At 37.7% G+C, this 16472-nt stretch carries 13 protein-coding genes; 9 read left to right on the top strand and 4 right to left on the bottom strand.

The features are described from left to right. Nucleotides 1-280: 280 nt before the first annotated feature. Nucleotides 281-2290, top strand: a complete 2010-nt coding sequence (locus ACWNMY_RS21665) for a DUF4179 domain-containing protein (RefSeq protein ID WP_449540320.1) — start codon at nucleotides 281-283, stop codon at nucleotides 2288-2290. Nucleotides 2291-2559: 269 nt separating this feature from the next. Here the strand turns inward: ACWNMY_RS21665 and mntR are convergent, their stop codons facing one another. Continuing rightward, nucleotides 2560-2982 (bottom strand): transcriptional regulator MntR, encoded by a 423-nt coding sequence (mntR, locus tag ACWNMY_RS21660; RefSeq protein WP_449540319.1) that lies wholly within the window; start codon nucleotides 2980-2982, stop codon nucleotides 2560-2562. 198 nt (nucleotides 2983-3180) lie between these two features. After that, nucleotides 3181-4167, bottom strand: coding sequence for a hypothetical protein (locus ACWNMY_RS21655; protein ID WP_449540318.1), 987 nt, complete (start codon nucleotides 4165-4167; stop codon nucleotides 3181-3183). 314 nt (nucleotides 4168-4481) lie between these two features. Between ACWNMY_RS21655 and ACWNMY_RS21650 the strand changes: the two genes are divergently transcribed. The 5 genes from ACWNMY_RS21650 (at nucleotide 4482) to dacB (ending at nucleotide 9224) form a co-directional block, all read left to right on the top strand. Further along, nucleotides 4482-5231: a glucose 1-dehydrogenase gene (locus tag ACWNMY_RS21650; protein ID WP_449540317.1), complete on the top strand. Its 750-nt coding sequence runs from the start codon at nucleotides 4482-4484 to the stop codon at nucleotides 5229-5231. A gap of 23 nt (nucleotides 5232-5254) precedes the next feature. Continuing rightward, nucleotides 5255-6007 carry an exodeoxyribonuclease III gene (locus ACWNMY_RS21645; RefSeq protein ID WP_449540316.1) on the top strand — a complete coding sequence of 251 codons (753 nt, stop codon included), beginning with the start codon at nucleotides 5255-5257 and terminating at the stop codon, nucleotides 6005-6007. Between the two features lie 119 nt (nucleotides 6008-6126). Next, the gene (locus tag ACWNMY_RS21640) at nucleotides 6127-6741 is read left to right on the top strand and encodes a DedA family protein (RefSeq protein WP_449540315.1); all 615 of its coding nucleotides are present in this window, start codon (nucleotides 6127-6129) and stop codon (nucleotides 6739-6741) included. 25 nt (nucleotides 6742-6766) lie between these two features. After that, on the top strand, nucleotides 6767-7597 hold the full coding sequence (locus tag ACWNMY_RS21635) for an undecaprenyl-diphosphate phosphatase (RefSeq protein ID WP_449540314.1): 831 nt from the start codon (nucleotides 6767-6769) through the stop codon (nucleotides 7595-7597). Nucleotides 7598-7739: 142 nt separating this feature from the next. Then, complete coding sequence (dacB, locus tag ACWNMY_RS21630; protein ID WP_449540506.1) at nucleotides 7740-9224, top strand: D-alanyl-D-alanine carboxypeptidase/D-alanyl-D-alanine endopeptidase; 1485 nt, start codon at nucleotides 7740-7742, stop codon at nucleotides 9222-9224. A gap of 257 nt (nucleotides 9225-9481) precedes the next feature. Here dacB and ACWNMY_RS21625 read toward each other — a convergent pair whose 3' ends face one another. Then, nucleotides 9482-10012 (bottom strand): YceI family protein, encoded by a 531-nt coding sequence (locus ACWNMY_RS21625; protein WP_449540313.1) that lies wholly within the window; start codon nucleotides 10010-10012, stop codon nucleotides 9482-9484. Between the two features lie 232 nt (nucleotides 10013-10244). On the opposite strand from ACWNMY_RS21625, the gene ACWNMY_RS21620 reads away from it, so the two are divergent. Further along, the gene (locus ACWNMY_RS21620) at nucleotides 10245-11582 is read left to right on the top strand and encodes a hemolysin family protein (RefSeq protein WP_449540312.1); all 1338 of its coding nucleotides are present in this window, start codon (nucleotides 10245-10247) and stop codon (nucleotides 11580-11582) included. 479 nt (nucleotides 11583-12061) lie between these two features. Further along, on the top strand, nucleotides 12062-13279 hold the full coding sequence (locus ACWNMY_RS21615; protein WP_449540311.1) for an IS110 family transposase: 1218 nt from the start codon (nucleotides 12062-12064) through the stop codon (nucleotides 13277-13279). Nucleotides 13280-13738: 459 nt separating this feature from the next. On the opposite strand, the gene ACWNMY_RS21610 is transcribed toward ACWNMY_RS21615, so the two are convergent. Further along, complete coding sequence (locus ACWNMY_RS21610) at nucleotides 13739-15082, bottom strand: sodium-dependent transporter (protein WP_449540310.1); 1344 nt, start codon at nucleotides 15080-15082, stop codon at nucleotides 13739-13741. A 358-nt stretch (nucleotides 15083-15440) separates the two neighbouring features. On the opposite strand from ACWNMY_RS21610, the gene ACWNMY_RS21605 reads away from it, so the two are divergent. Further along, complete coding sequence (locus ACWNMY_RS21605) at nucleotides 15441-16460, top strand: ABC transporter substrate-binding protein (RefSeq protein WP_449540309.1); 1020 nt, start codon at nucleotides 15441-15443, stop codon at nucleotides 16458-16460. Nucleotides 16461-16472 lie beyond the last annotated feature (12 nt).

Below are 16472 nucleotides of genomic sequence, written 5' to 3'. Positions count from 1 at the left end.
TTCACAGTATATCTAAAAAGAAATTACTTTCCCCAGACTGTCTTGAAAACGGTTGTCAGACAAGGCGCGCAGTCGATCGAAGACGCGAATAGAAGTTACCTTCATGAGCGGACGAGAGAGGCAAGCAACGCAGTATGCGAGCGTTTGTCAACAGTCTGGGACTAAATCTGGCATGGATTTAGTCCTTTTTCTTGCCCTAAAAGAAGGATTCACAATTTTTATGTTGAATATTGTGAAAAGACTATTTAAGTTTTAGGCAATTAAAGGGGAGACATACAGTTTGATAGAACTTGATACAGATCCAGTTTTCTATAAGATGAGAAGAGAAAAAGATCTCAATGTCATGATTGACTGGATTGAGAATAGGAAACACCTTTTTTATAAACTTTGCTGGAATTATGTAAAAAACCCACCTGAAATTCAGGACATTTTTCATCGTGTGATGAATAGGATTCTAACTGAGATTCGACAACAAAAAAAGAATACGTCTTTTGACACATGGGTGTATTCTCTATTTTTACAGGAATGTCGTGCTAAGAGTGTAGAAAAGGCTGAAATGCCCACATCCTCTTTGGAACGACTTGACGCGAGCTATAAAGAGCCCATTATTTTAACATATGTCGTTGGTTTATCTCATGATGAGTCTGCAAACATCCTTCAGATATCTGTTAAAGAGGTTAAGGATCGACTACATAAAGGAATCCAGCAAATTAGTGGAATGGAAGAAGGTCACTACCAGGAGAATTTTCTGGATTACTTAAATCGCACTCTACAGAGGGAGAAAAAGATAGAGCTTGAGATTCATTTACATGGTTGTCAAAGCTGTCAACTTGCACTTAGCGCATTCCAGGAGACAATCTATCGAGTTATCAATGAATCAGAAGCTATTAAAGTACCTGTTGACTTACTTGATAGCATCATAGCTAACCTGCAGGCAATTGATGAGCAAAAGCAGTTGAAGAAAAAGAAGCGTAAAACAGCTAGTGTGGTAACAGTCATCGGCATAACACTTATACTTATTCTTGGGTATGTCACAAATAGTTTTTCTTATGCCTATTATACCTGGCTTGATTGGCGTGGACAGGAGGACGAAGAACTACTAGCGTTTTATAAAAGTGGAATTAGCGAACCACTAAACCTCGTTCAAGAAAACAATGGTGTAAAAATAACGATAAAAGCTGCAATAGCGGATGACAATCAGACGCTATTGTACTATGAACTGGAAAGTCTAGAGGATAACGAATCCTATGCGATTAATTTTGCCGATGGTGTCATGGTAGAGAATGAATCTGAAATCATTAATCTGAATTACTATCCAATGTACCATTTTCCTTCATATGAAAATGTAAACGAAGAGGGCGTTTATCAAGGAAAATTAGGACTTCATCCCATCTCAAAAGAAAGTGGAACAATTAAGCTTAAAATCATGAAGGTAGAAAAGGTAACGGAAAGTCTTGCCATTCCAACCTGGTTTTCTCCTGAAAGTGAAACGGAAACGATTCGAGGAGATTGGAGCTTTGAAATTCCTGTTGTAAAACAACCTTCGATTGAGGTTGAATTGAACGAAGATGTAGTCGTTGACGGCGCGACAATGATGTTTGAGAAACTCATTCTTTCACCAACATCAACTGTTCTACAATATATGTTTGATGGCGATGTAAATCATCAAAAGAGCATTAATAATATCAATATAGAGAAAATAGAAACAGATGAAACCGTTGCAAAGGCTGATTCCTGGATGGGAATGTATCCGAATCCCAATGGGTCAATGGATGAGTTTTCGTATCATTTACGGTTCGACTCACTCTACTTTACGAAGCCCAATGAAATCGATATTCATTTAAGTTCCATTGATTATTCGGTTCAAGATAATTTCACATTCCAAATTGACAATAAAAAGGATTTTCCTCAAACCTTTGAATACCTTGGTAGTGAAATTTCAATTGATAAAGTAGAAACAGGGGGGCCAAGTAAAATCGAAATAGCAATTGAAATGTCTGAGGATCGAAAGTTCGAACAGCTTTTTGTTGATTTAGTTGATCAAAATATGAATCCTATTACAGCTGGAATGATGAATAGCGATGCAGTATTGATGGACAGGGATGGAAAAACATTTAACAGGGAGGAATATAATTTTTTTGAGCATTTGGATGCCAAAGAAAGCCCACGTTATTATCAAACGAAATATGTATTTGAAATGCATGGAGATGAAAATCCTGGCGCTCTCACGATACAAGGGTATACTTCCACAACTTATTTAGATGAAGTAGTGAATATAAAGATAAAATAAACCTCAGATTCAGATCTGAGGTTTTTTCACATTGTTATCAAATTTTTAATTTCAACCTTGTGAATAAATTGCAAATTAGTTTATCTAGCTTCAGCGCCTAGCACCTCGAGGTCATAAGCCAATCCGTCAAGAAGGTCAAAGAGCAACCTTCTCGCCGTCTCGTCTTATGCTTGTCGGACTTGCACATGATGTGCTGATGTCCACGTTTGCCACAGGACGTGGAAGCCTTTAGTGGACGTTCCTTTATCAAGGCGCTTGCGCTTTTGTTCCTACATTTTTGAGTTTCGAAATTGTAAATACTCTTTTTTAACGGAAGGGTTGTCTTCGAAAAAGTCGAGAAGGTTGGACAAACAAAGAGCAGTCTCTTTGCTTATATAATGCTCGAGCTTTTCCACTTCCTCATAAATGTTCTTATCGTGAACTCCGATCATTTTTAAGAAGTCCTCTAGCATTTCATGCTTCTCTACAAGCTTTTTTGCTACATTTGTTCCTTTATCAGTAAGGACAAAGCCTCTATATTTTTCATAAATTCCAAAGCCTTCCTCGTCCAATTTCTGCATCATTTTTGTAACAGACGAAGGTAAGACATTTAATGAAGAAGCAATATCTACGCTTCGTGCGTAGCCTTTTTGCTGAATCGATAAATAAATTTTTTCTAAATAATCTTCCATACTCGGTGTCGGAATCGCCATTACCGCCTTTCAATCAAATACGCCTTGGCATTTTTACGCACAGATTTTTATCCGAGGCATGTGCCAGTGGCTTACGCTTATAAGTAAAGGTTGTGAACCTTATTAGATGGTATGCTTTCCTTTATGCTAGCACAACTAGTCATAATGGAAAATACTTCATAAGCTTATTATATAATGAAACACTGGTAATTTTCTATTCTATTCCTCCAATTTAAATCGGAATTCATCTGTTACATAGCCAATTGACGTATTTAAGTCTACAACGTCTACTGAAATCAATGATATTTCACTCAATTCTACGTCATCAAGTAAAAACGTGATGGAACCACTAGCATCGTCCGTAATTTCAAAAAGCTCCATGTTTTCATCTTCATAGTTTGATAGATTTAACCGATATGCCACATCTTTTTTCTTAGATATTGAGAAAGTAAGGCCTTCGTCTGTTACTCTATCAAGTTTTGGAGTGTGAAGTTTTCGCTCTTCATCAATTTTCACTCCTGTTTCATGTTCTAAAAAGGCATGTAGTTTTTCATTTCCGAGTACATTTTGTAGTTCTTGGTTTTCATGCTGGGTACGCATATAAAAAGCCTCATTTGAGGTAACATCATGTGGAGTAACCTCATTAGTTGCACCATATAAAAGCACATAATCCTCAGCAAAGATCTCTTGAGGATGCCATTTGTGATCAGATATTGAGTAATTGAAGAAAGAATTCCAGCGTACAGGCATATCATCTAACCCACGTAATTCTGCCCATTTAGAAAAGGGAAAATGATGGGAAGGGAAGTAATGATAAGCAAAATGATGTCCATATTCATGTGACAGTGTATCACGGTAGTCACTTGCTTCTGTATATTGATTACCCTTATAAAGGGTTATGCTATTTAGTAAAGGTTGATAGATTCCAGTGATGTTTGGATGTGAGGTTGACTCTCCACCCATTACACGAATCTCCTGTAATAGATTTATTTCATCACCATGTTTGTTTTTGAGTAATTCTTGATAAAGGTCCTCTAATTGTTGTTCATTCCATGTTTCTGAATAGCTAAGGAATTGAATTCCTTCGGGAGACTCATATTTAGCATGATAGGAAGAGTCATACGTAATAGGATCTAAACTTGCTAGAATGGGAAGACTACAAAATAAGAACAGAAAGAATAATAGTTTGCCATTTTTCCTCATCATATCACTCCTCCTCGTCATTTTATCATGCGTCTTACTTTTGGTTCGATGTTTTATTTTGCCAAAGGATCAACATACCTCCACATCTTTGTGTATAAGTTTTTTACTCTAACAATCATATAAGCATGATAGAATAAATACGCACACCCCAAAATGTAAGAAAATCTTAAGAATTGAATTCAATGTTTGTTAAGATTTCATTGATATATTTCTTTAAGCAAATACTAAAGGAGTGTCTGAAGAAAACGTATACCACTCAGAAGTAGATTATAATGAAAAAGGAACTTTTTAAATTCTAAAATAGGTTGGTGAATAGAATGAGTTTTCAATCTCAAGTAGTAATCATAACTGGGGCCGCAAATGGAATTGGTAAGGGTATTGCGAAGGCTTATGCAGAAACAGGAGCAAAGGTAGTTGCAGCAGATATTGATGTAAAAGCAGGAGAAAAGGTAGTAAGTGAGCTTCTAGATTTAGGTATGGACGCCATTTTTATCAAAACAGATGTAAAAAATGACCAGGATATTGTCGAATTAATGAACCAAACCGTTCAAACATATGGTAAAATTGATATTTTAGTAAACAACGCTGGTAAAGGCCTATTTAAATCACCGTTTGATGTAACAGTTGAGGAATGGGACGACATCATCAATACGAATCTACGAAGTGTTTTCCTTTGTTCAAGAGAAGCGGCTAGATATATGAAGGAAAATAAAAATGGTGGCGCAATTGTAAATATTGCTTCAACAAGAGCGATCATGTCTGAACCACATTCTGAAGGCTATGCAGCAACAAAAGGTGGCATTGTGGCCATTACCCATGCACTTTCAGCCTCATTTGCAACTGAACATATAACAGTGAATGCTATTTCACCAGGGTGGATCGAAACTGGGAACTATGATGAACTCCGTGAGATTGACCATGAGCAGCATTTTTCAAAACGTGTAGGGAAACCAGCTGATATTGCAAATGCCTGTCTTTACCTTACAGACCCAAAAAATAATTTTGTAACAGGAATTAATTTAGTGGTAGATGGTGGCATGACAAGAAAAATGATATATGAGGAGTAACATAGAGGGGAAGCTATAAAGTTATGAAACTTGTTTCATGGAATGTAAATGGTTTACGAGCTTGTGTAAAAAAAGGATTTCTCGATTATTTTCACGAAATGGATGCAGATATTTTCTGTGTACAAGAAACTAAGCTACAAGAAGGTCAAATAGAATTAGACCTTGAGGGTTATCATCAGTATTGGAATTATGCGATAAAAAAAGGATATTCAGGTACGGCTGTTTTCACTAAGAAAAAGCCACTCTCTGTTTCATATGGTGTCGGAGACGATACAGAAGAATCAGAAGGACGCATTCTTACATTAGAGTATGATGATTTTTATTTAATCAATGTTTACACACCGAATTCGCAAAGGGATTTAGCAAGATTAGGCTTCCGCTTGAACTGGGAAGACCGGATTCGAGACTATCTTATTGAATTAAATAAGATAAAACCTACCGTGCTTTGTGGAGATTTAAATGTGGCTCACTCTGACCTAGATCTAAAGAATGCCAAATCAAACAGAGGAAACTCTGGTTTCACTGATGAGGAACGAGGAAAGATGACAGATTTACTTAACTCTGGATTCATTGATTCGTTTCGACATTTTTATCCTGATAGGACTGATCAATATTCATGGTGGAGCTACATGCGAAATGTTCGCGAAAGGAACATTGGGTGGCGTATAGACTATTTTATCGTTTCTGAGCAACTTAAGGAGCGATTAAAGGATTCACACATCCATTCACATATATACGGAAGCGATCATTGTCCGGTCGTTTTAGAGCTTCATTAATCTTAAAAATTTTTACATGCATACTTTAAACAAGGACAAACATAGATTACAATAAGAATGCTATCTATCAGTGAGCCTTTATGTAAAATTGCATAGAAGCATCTTATTTGGAGGTAAAAATGGAAAATTGGATAACGGAATTTATGGACCAATTTGGGTACCTGGGAATTTTTCTATTAATAGCACTGGAAAATATATTCCCACCCATTCCATCTGAAGTTATTTTAACAGCAGGTGGATTTATGACGATTAAGACAACTATGACAGTAACAGGAGTCATCATTGCTGCAACACTTGGTTCTGTTGTAGGTGCCATCATTCTTTACGGAATTGGTCGATTGCTTGATGTTGAACGTCTAGAAAAAATTGTTGACCGTTGGGGTCGTATTTTACGAGTAACAAAAGAGGATATCCACAAGGCAGACGCATGGTTTGATAAATATGGGTATTGGACAGTATTTTTCTGTCGTATGATTCCATTGATTCGAAGCTTAATCTCCATACCTGCGGGGATGTCCAATATGAATTTTTGGATGTTTATTCTATTTACAACGCTTGGTACTTTAATTTGGAATGTGATACTTGTTTCATTAGGTGCTGCATTTGGAGAATCATGGGACGTAATTGTTCATTACATGGACGTTTATTCAAACATTACCTATGCGCTTATTGCACTAGCGGGAATTGGATTTTTGGTTATATTTTTTACAAAGAGACGATCTAAAACTAGATAAAAGATAAAGGAGTACTTTACGACTAATGGATATTATTGAATTACTAAAAGCGATTATATTAGGATTAGTTGAGGGACTTACTGAGTTCGCACCAGTATCCTCAACTGGACACATGATTATCGTGGATGATATGTGGTTAAAAACCGAGGAATTTCTAGGGAAGTACCCAGCAAACACATTTAAAGTAGTAATCCAGCTTGGTTCAATCCTAGCAGTTATTGTTGTCTTTAAGGACCGTTTTATTGACTTACTTGGTCTGAATCGAAAAAATAAGATTGTTCCTGTCGGAGCAAGTCATTTAAAATTAACACACATCATTGTAGGTTTACTTCCTGCAGGGATTCTTGGAGTATTGTTTGAAGATACAATTGATGAATATCTGTTTACAACCGAAACAGTTTTAATTGGTCTAGTTATTGGAGCTATTTTAATGATTTTTGCTGATCGTTACAGCGCAAAAAACCCAAATACGCAAACAGTTGACCAAATTACGTACAAGCAAGCATTAACAGTAGGTTTGATTCAGTGTTTATCGCTTTGGCCAGGGTTTTCACGATCAGGGGCTACCATCTCTGGTGGTGTACTAACTGGATTAAGTCACAGAGCGGCAGCAGATTTCACATTTATTATGGCTGTTCCAATTATGGCAGGTGCTAGTGGAATATCACTTCTGAAAAATCTAGAGTATTTCTCAATGGATGCACTTCCCGTATTTATTGTAGGTTTCATTAGTGCTTTCGTATTTGCTCTGATTTCGATTCGATTCTTCCTACGTCTGATTGACAAAATCAAACTTTTACCGTTTGCAATCTATCGTATCGTGTTAGCAGCTGTTATTTATTTCGTATTTTTATAAGTAATACAAGGGAGATACCATTCGTAACTGAATGTGTATCTCCTTTTTCGTTTTAAGGCATCATAATCCCCCGACTTTTGTATAAAATATGGTAAAGATTCCATACTTGTACATATGTACTAGTGTGTAAGGGGGGAGACCTATTAACAAATCTAGAAAAATCCAACTATGTCTTGTCCTACTGATCCTACTTGCTACGATACCCACACTTCACCCGCAGCAAGGTAAAGTAACCGCAAACAGTAATCAAAAGCAAGTGTTCCAGCAACTGAACCAACTTGTTATAAATGAGCCCAACCTCAAAGGGGCAATTGCTGGTATTAGTATTCGATCAGCCAAATCAGGAGAAATCCTCTACGAACATGCAGGGAATATTCGGCTTCGACCTGCATCAAATCTGAAGCTCTTAACTGCAGCCACTGCCTTGTCATCACTAGGAGAAGATTATCAATTTTCAACGGAAGTCTTAACTGACGGAAAACTTGTCGGAAAACGATTAGAGGGTAATCTCTATCTGAAAGGAAAAGGGGATCCAACCCTGTTACAGGCAGATATGGATCTGCTAGCGAAAAAAATTAAGAACGCTGGTGTAGACGTCATATTCGGAAATGTCATTGCAGATGACTCGTGGTATGATGATGAACGCTATTCCATCGATTTAACGTGGAGTGATGAAACCTATTACTATGGTGCTGCAGTATCCGGATTAACTGCATCGCCTAATAAGGATTACGACTCCGGAACCATTATTGTCGAGGTGTCACCTGGACGAAAACCTGGAAATAAAGCATCCATTTCGGTAAGCCCGACCAATAATTACGTAAAAATCATCAACAACACAAAAACAGTTCAAGAAAAAGAGAAGAAGGATATCACTATCATTCGTGAGCATGGCGAAAATGTGATTACAATAGAAGGGACTATCCCGGTAAAAGCAAAGCCTATTGAAGAATGGATTACCGTTTGGGAACCAACAGGCTATGCGTTAGATTTATTTAAACAAGCATTAGCAAAGCAGGATATCCATGTGATTGGAGCAGAGGGCATTGCAAAGGCACCTGAAACTGCAAAAGTGATTGCATCTGATACATCGATTCCCCTGCGGGAACTTCTCGTTCCTTTTATGAAACTTAGTAACAATGGCCATGGCGAAACACTGGTTAAAGAAATGGGACGGGTAAAGCAGGGAGAGGGTAGTTGGGAAAAGGGTATTCAAGTGGTAGAAAATGAGCTTAGTAAAATAGGAGTCGATCCAAGTAGCATGGTAATAAGAGACGGATCAGGAATATCCCACGTAAACCTTATTTCAGCGAATGATATATCAAAGCTCCTTTTTTCCGTTCAAAAACAGAGTTGGTTTCCTTCATTTCTTCACGCATTACCTGTTGCAGGGAATAGTGAAAGGATGATTGGAGGCTCATTACGATATCGACTGAAACAACCAGAAATGGCAGGGAAGGTAAAGGCCAAAACAGGAACCATTCGAACCGTGAGTTCGCTATCAGGATATATGGAAACGAAGAGTGGAGAGGAGATCATCTTTTCAATTCTGTTAAATAACCTTATGAACGATGAATATGGAAAACCAATCGAGGATAAAATCGTTACATTATTATATCAATACTAAGAAAAGCAGGCGTTGGCCTGCTTTTAGACTGTTGACAAACGCTCGCATACTGCGTTGCTTGCCTCTCTCGTCCGCTCATGAAGGTAACTTCTATTCGCGTCTTCGATCGACTGCGCGCCTTGTCTGACAAGTGTTTTCAAGACAGTCTGGGGAAAGTAATTTATTTTTAGAAGTACTGTGAAAAATCGTATAGACAAAGTCAGCTGACTTTGTCTATACTCTGAAAGCAGGCGTTGGCCTGCTTTTTTTGATGTTTATTATGCTTTTTGAGCTTCGATTTCTAACGAGATTTTCACTTGATCTCCTACAAGTACTCCACCAGTTTCAAGTGCTGCGTTCCATACTAGACCATAGTCACTACGGTTTAGACTTCCAGATGCACTGAATCCAGCTTTTTCATTGCCCCATGGATCTTTTCCTTGACCTTCAAATACGACTTTAAATGTTTCTGTTTTTGTAACACCATGAAGTGTTAGATCACCTGTTACAGCATACTCTCCATCGTCTGTTTTCACGATTGAATTTGATTTGAAAGTCATGGTTGGATGATTTTCTACATCAAAGAAGTCAGCTGAACGTAAGTGATTATCACGGTCTGCATTCTTTGTATTTACACTGTTAAGATCTACTTTAAATTCAATATTTGCTGTAGTTAAGTCTGCTGGGTCTGCTTCAATCGAAGCCTCAAAGCTCTCGAAAGAACCTTTTACCTTTGCAATCATCATGTGTTTCACTGAAAAATCAATACTGCTGTGTGATGCATCTACTGCCCATTTCGTGTTTGTCATGTTAAAATCCCCCTAAAATTAGTTTGTCTTCATTTATCTTAAATTCAAGATAAATAACTTTAAGATAAGTATAGTTTCGGTATGACTGAATGTCAATATAAATATTGTAAAGAATAGGTAAAACTTAAAAACCAGATATCATGTTCGCGTAAAAAGCATAATGAACCAAGAAGAAGGGGAATTTATAAAAATAATGATTGTTTCCGCGTTTCTTACTTTGGAGGTTATGAACATGCTTGCTGAAATCTTAATACTTGTTCTTTTAATTTTATTAAATTCATTTTTTGCAGCTTCTGAAATGGCGATGGTTTCGTTAAATGACAATAAAATAAAGATGATGGCTGAAAGTGGAGATAAAAAAGCCCTACTGCTTCAACGGCTCCTTTCAAATCCTAGTGGATTTTTAGCAACCATCCAAATTGGTATCACATTAGCTGGGTTTTTAGCAAGTGCATTTGCAGCAGGTAGTTTTGCTACTTATTTAACAAACTGGTTACTTAACTTAGGGGTACCAGTTGCACCTGCAGTCCTTGATTCTCTCTCAGTCATAGTCATTACCTTGATTTTATCCTATTTCACTCTAGTAATAGGGGAGTTAGTACCCAAAAGACTTGCCCTACAAAAAGCAGAACAAATTTCATTATTTGCTGCTAGACCCATTACATTACTGTCAAAAGTGACATTACCCTTTGTTAAGTTTCTCACCTTATCCACAAATGGAATTGTGCGACTGTTTGGGGTAGATCCAAACGCTGAAGACGAGAACGTGACAGAAGAAGAAATCCGGATGATGGTTGATGTAGGGAAAGAACGTGGAACGATTCAGGAATCAGAAAAAATAATGATCAACAATATTTTCGAGTTCGATAATAAAACCGTCTCTGACATTATGACACATCGAACAAATATCGTTGGGATACCTCTTGATTATACACTTAAGGAAATCATTCATTTGGTAAATATCGAAAAATATACCCGTTTCCCTGTTTACAATGAAAGCATTGATCAAATTGTAGGCATTTTGCATTCCAAGGAACTTATAAAATTTGCGGAAGACTGTGATGAAACTACATTTAACTTAAAAGAGCTTTTGCGTGATCCATATTTTGTCCTAGAATCAAAGCATACAAATGAATTATTTAAAGAAATGCAAAAAAATAATCTTCATATGGCTATCGTAATTGATGAATACGGTGGTACAGATGGAATAGTCACAATAGAGGATCTAATAGAAGAAATTGTTGGGAATATTTTTGATGAATATGATGATTATACCATTGACGATGAAGAAGTTCTTCAACTTGATGAACATACGTATTCCATGGTGGGCACAATTAACCTCCACGATGTGGAAGATGTCTTAAACATTACACTACCAACTGATGAATATGACACATTAAGTGGATTTGTTATCGGACAATTAGGGTATATACCATCAGCCGAAGACTATCCAGAGATTCAGTACGAAAACCATACATTTAGTGTGATAGAAATGGATGAAAAACGTATCATGAGAATTAGGGTCATTCTAAACTCACCTTCTTTAGAAGAAAGCGATCAAACAGAATAAGAAAAGCATTAATTGAAAAAGAGGCGGGACATAACGAAAATCTCAATTAATGAATGCCGAACATTAAAGTTGTGAAAATCACAAAAAAGAATATACTTCTTTTAAAAGTTTGCTGCATTTGTTTATAAATGGAAACTATGTTGATTGAAGAGAAAGGCGGCGACTCCTGCGGGACAAGCGTGAGACTTGAGACCCCACAGGAGCGCAGCGACGAGGAGGCTCAAGTTACGCCCGAGGAAACATACTAACATTAGTAGTACAGACCAAGGCCACGGTTTGTGCTACTATTTTTATATAGTAGAAGTGAAGTGAAGTCGTGCGGACGCTGGGATCTTAGAATCCGTATAAGGAAACCGACTCACTTCACACCCTTATTAGAATCAGTTTAGTATGTTGGGTCTTCGAGATCGTGTATAAGAAAGTGGAATCGATGAGGCGCTGTGAAGAACTTCTATGGTATATAAACAGGAGGAAGAATTTTGAAACATGTAATTGCTTTTGACGTAAGTATGGGGAAAAGTACAATGGTAATCTATGACAGCTATCAACGCTGTCAATATGAAGGGGAAATAGAACACACGATATCTGGATTCGAATCATTAAAAGGTCGTATCGAATCACTTAGGAAACAGGATGGCAAAGTACCTGACATTGTCTTCGAGGCTACGGGTGTCTATTCAAAAGGGCTTGAGGACTTCCTGCAGGTACATCACTATCCTTACGTTCGCTTGAATCCATTGGAGGCCAAGCTACAGATGGCAGCCATGCGGCGACATAAGACGGATATCAGTGATGCCCATGAACTGGCTAAATCCCATTTCAGATCAGAGCGGCAGGAAACATACGTACAAGAAGACTACTTTGAACAAATACGAGCACTTGGACGCTACTACGAAGATATAGAAAAAGAGATTAGGCATCACTATAACCGGCTACACGCTTTCCTACAATTAAGCTTTCCGCTAATGGAGAAAGTATTTGTGAAGAGCTCAGTCCTGTTTTTAAATATCGTGCAGCTCTATCCACACCCTGCATTCTTACATATGCTTTCTAAAGAGGATTTACGCAACCAAATCAAACAGGCAACTCGTAAAAATATATCTAATCAAAAAGCAGAGGAGAAAGCAGCCTTACTAATCACCGCTGCAGAAAATTCTTACTCGGCTATCAGTCCGGAGGACGTACGTTGCCAACATCTAAAACAATATGCAAAACGTATCTTAGAACTGGTTGATCAGAAAAAGGATATCATCAGACAGATGGTAGATTTATCGAAGGAACGAGTGGAATTCCAGGTCCTCGTGTCATTTCCTGGAATTGGAGAATCCACAGCAGTTAGATTAATTGGCGAGTTAGGCGACATCCGCCGCTTTAAGAGTCACAAACAGATCAATGCATACGCAGGAATTGATATCCAACGGTTTCAATCGGGTAAACTCCAGTACCAGGATAGGATAAATAAACGTGGTAACCGAAGGTTGAGGAAAATCCTTTATTTTATGGTGATGTCAATGATCTCTTTGCGGACAAAAACTAAAAATACGATTGTCCATTATTACGACCAATTAAAAAGGCAACCCCAGGGTAAACCCCATAAGGTTGCGATGATTGCATGTGTGAATAAGTTCTTGAAAGTCGCATTTCACCTTATTCAACATGACCTCCTGTATGATTATGAATCTGCCAAAGCTTCTTAACAGGATAGCTCTACTATAGCACATAAGACCTTGCGAAAAAAACAATTATCCGCTAGGTCTATTTGGTATCCCCATTTCTATAAATTTAATCGCACCTGTTGCTTGGAGTGCAGGCGCTCGACTCCTGCGGGAATAGCATGAGCCTTGAGACCCCGCAGGGAGCACGATTTTCGCTACCGAGGAGGCTCAAGCCATGCCCGCGGAAAGCGAGCGCCGGAACGGAGAACAACAGCCTGTTGAAAAGATTAAACACTTTATATCACTCAGACAGAAAAATAATTATAAAAAACACTTGACTACAGGTAAGAAAGCGTCCAACTGTAGCGCAGATCAACAGTGTAAAACCCAAAATGTATGCGAAAACTTCAAAGAAAAAAATCCGAACTAATATGAAATTCAATTTAGAATTTCAAATAATAGTTCGGAATTTTCTTTGCTTGAACCTTTCTCCTAGCCTCTTTATATGACCCCAAGACTATCTAAGAACACGATAACTATCACTACTGGAATCACATAACGAATCAAGAAAAACCAAACTTTAAATAATCCTAGCGTTAAGTTACTTCCTTGGCGAAGTTCCTCGTAAAGAGCTTTTCTAGGAAATTTAAAAGATACAAATAATGAAATAAAAAATGCACCAATCGGCAATAGGATATTACTCACAACAAAATCCGCAAAATCGAAAATTGATTTTCCAAATAAGCTTACATCAGCTAAAACCCCGAACGATAGGGCAGAGGGAACTCCAAGTAAAAAGATAAATAAACCAATTCCCCATGCAATGGGCTTCCGTTTTTGTTCATTTCCTTTTGATAGAACAGCAACAAGTAACTCAAGCATCGAAAACGCGGAAGTTAAAGTAGCAAATAAAAACAAAAGTAAAAATGCTAGTAAAAAAATGATTCCAAATGGCATCTTACTAAAGACAGTTGGTAATACATTAAAAAGTAAAACAGGTCCTGCATCAGGCTCCAACCCAAATGCAAAGACTGCTGGAAATATCGCCAACCCGGCTAAAAGTGTCACGAGAATATTTAATAGTACAATTGATACGGCAGACTGCACAAGATTCTCTTTTTTCGGTAGATAAGAGCTATAGGTAATCATGACGGATGCTCCGACACTTAAAGCGAAAAATGATTGCCCTAACGCAAAAAGAATGGTTTCAGATGTTAGTGATGTAAGAGAGGGTTTCAGTATAAATAAAATTCCCTCTAAGGAGCCTTCAAGCATAACTGACCGAACGATGATAAAAACAAACAATATAAATAATGCTGGCATCATCCATTTGCTTGCTTTCTCAATTCCTGCCTGTACCCCTCTTGCGACGACAACAATCGTTAGTAAAATAAATAAAAATTGTGCTACCACGACAAGGATGGGATTTGCGATGGTGACTCCGAAAAACTCACCATATTCCACTTCCGACAACCCGTTAAGTCTTCCAATGATTCCACTCACCAAATAGATTAAAATCCAACCACCTACTACACTATAGAAGGAAAGTAAGATGATATTCGTTACAAATCCTAAACGTCCGATCAAATGCCAAGCACTATGCGGCGCTAATTCTTGGAACGACTGTATCGCATTCTTTTGTGTGGATCTTCCAATCACAAATTCGGCTAATAAAAGAGGCAATCCAATTAAAAGCGTAAAGAGTAGAAAGATAACGAAGAAAATACCGCCACCACTTGTTCCTGCCACGTAAGGAAACTTCCAAATGGCTCCTAACCCGATTGCAGAACCTGCTGCCGCTAAAATAAAACTAATTTTTGATGACCATTGCTCTGATTGCTTCAAATATACACACTCCAATCAAATGTGCCTTTACGTATTTACACATGATTTTTAATCGTCCTCGTGAGGTGGCGTTCATCCTATAAAAAATCAAGGCACTGCTATCATTATAGTATTTGCTATGTATAGCAAAATATGTTGCTTTTCCATTCTAATCTATTTTTGCACAAAAGCTATTAAGCAGAAAGTGTAAAATCTTCAGAAAACAATTGACGGAAGGCGTAAGGAATGATAATATTACGATTAACCAATGACGTGCATTAACGCTTTTATGCTTTTATGCAATAAAGTTATTGCGTAAATGCTATTCTAGTAAAACAATAAACTACTAGAGTATAAAAAAGAATCCGGGGGGATATCGATGAAACGATCAAGTAAGGTTTTAGGAGTATTGTTAGCTGGCTTCCTTGCTCTAACAGGATGCGGAACTGATGCTGCAGATGACACTTCAAAGAGTGCTAATGGCAGTGCTGAGAAAGACCAGGTGGTAGTTGGAATTACCCAATATGCACCACATACATCACTAGATGCTGCGACTGAAGGCTTTAAGAAAGCATTAGAAGATGAAGGTTTTAAAGATGGCGAGAATTTAAAAATTGACTTTAAAAATGCACAAGGTGAGCAAAGTAATACAGCAACAATCGCACAAAGCTTTGTTGGTGACAAAGTGGATTTAATATTTGCAAATGCAACTCCAAGTGCAATGGCTGCACTTAATGCAACAAACGAAATTCCAATTATTTTTACATCTGTTACAGATCCAGTAGGGGCTGGTTTGGTTGAAGCTTTTGATAAGCCAGGAGATAACATTACAGGTACAACTGACAACCATCCAGATGCAACAAAGACAACAATCAACTTCATGACGCAAGAAATGGGAGCGAAGAAGATAGGAGTTATTTACAACTCTGGTGAACAAAACTCTGTGGTTCAAGTTGAACAAGTAAAAGAATTTGCTGAATCAGACGGTGCAGAATTAGTTGAAGTATCTGTTTCAACAACTGCTGAAGTGAAACAAGCAGCGGAAAGCTTAGTTGGGCGTGTAGATGCCATCTATATTCCAACTGACAACACGGCTGTTCAAGCATTAGATTCCATTATTGCAGTAGCAAATGAAAAGGACATCCCACTATTTGTTGGAGAGCTTGATTCAATGAAAGCTGGTGGATTTGCAGCTAGTGGATTTGATTATTTCGATTTAGGATACCAATCCGGACTTATGGCTGCTCAAATTTTAAAAGGTGAGAAAAAAGCATCCGAAATTCCAGTTGAACTTCCAGATAGCCTACAGCTTGTTATTAATAAGAAAGCAGCGGAAGAGCAAGGAATCGAATTAAAAACAGAATGGGAAGATATTGCTGACATCTACGAAGAAGAGTAAAAGAAAGGATGA

It is taken from the genome of Ferdinandcohnia sp. Marseille-Q9671 (genome assembly GCF_976954385.1).
Note: the sequence above shows the minus strand (reverse complement) of the source record. Positions and strands in the feature narration are given on the sequence as shown.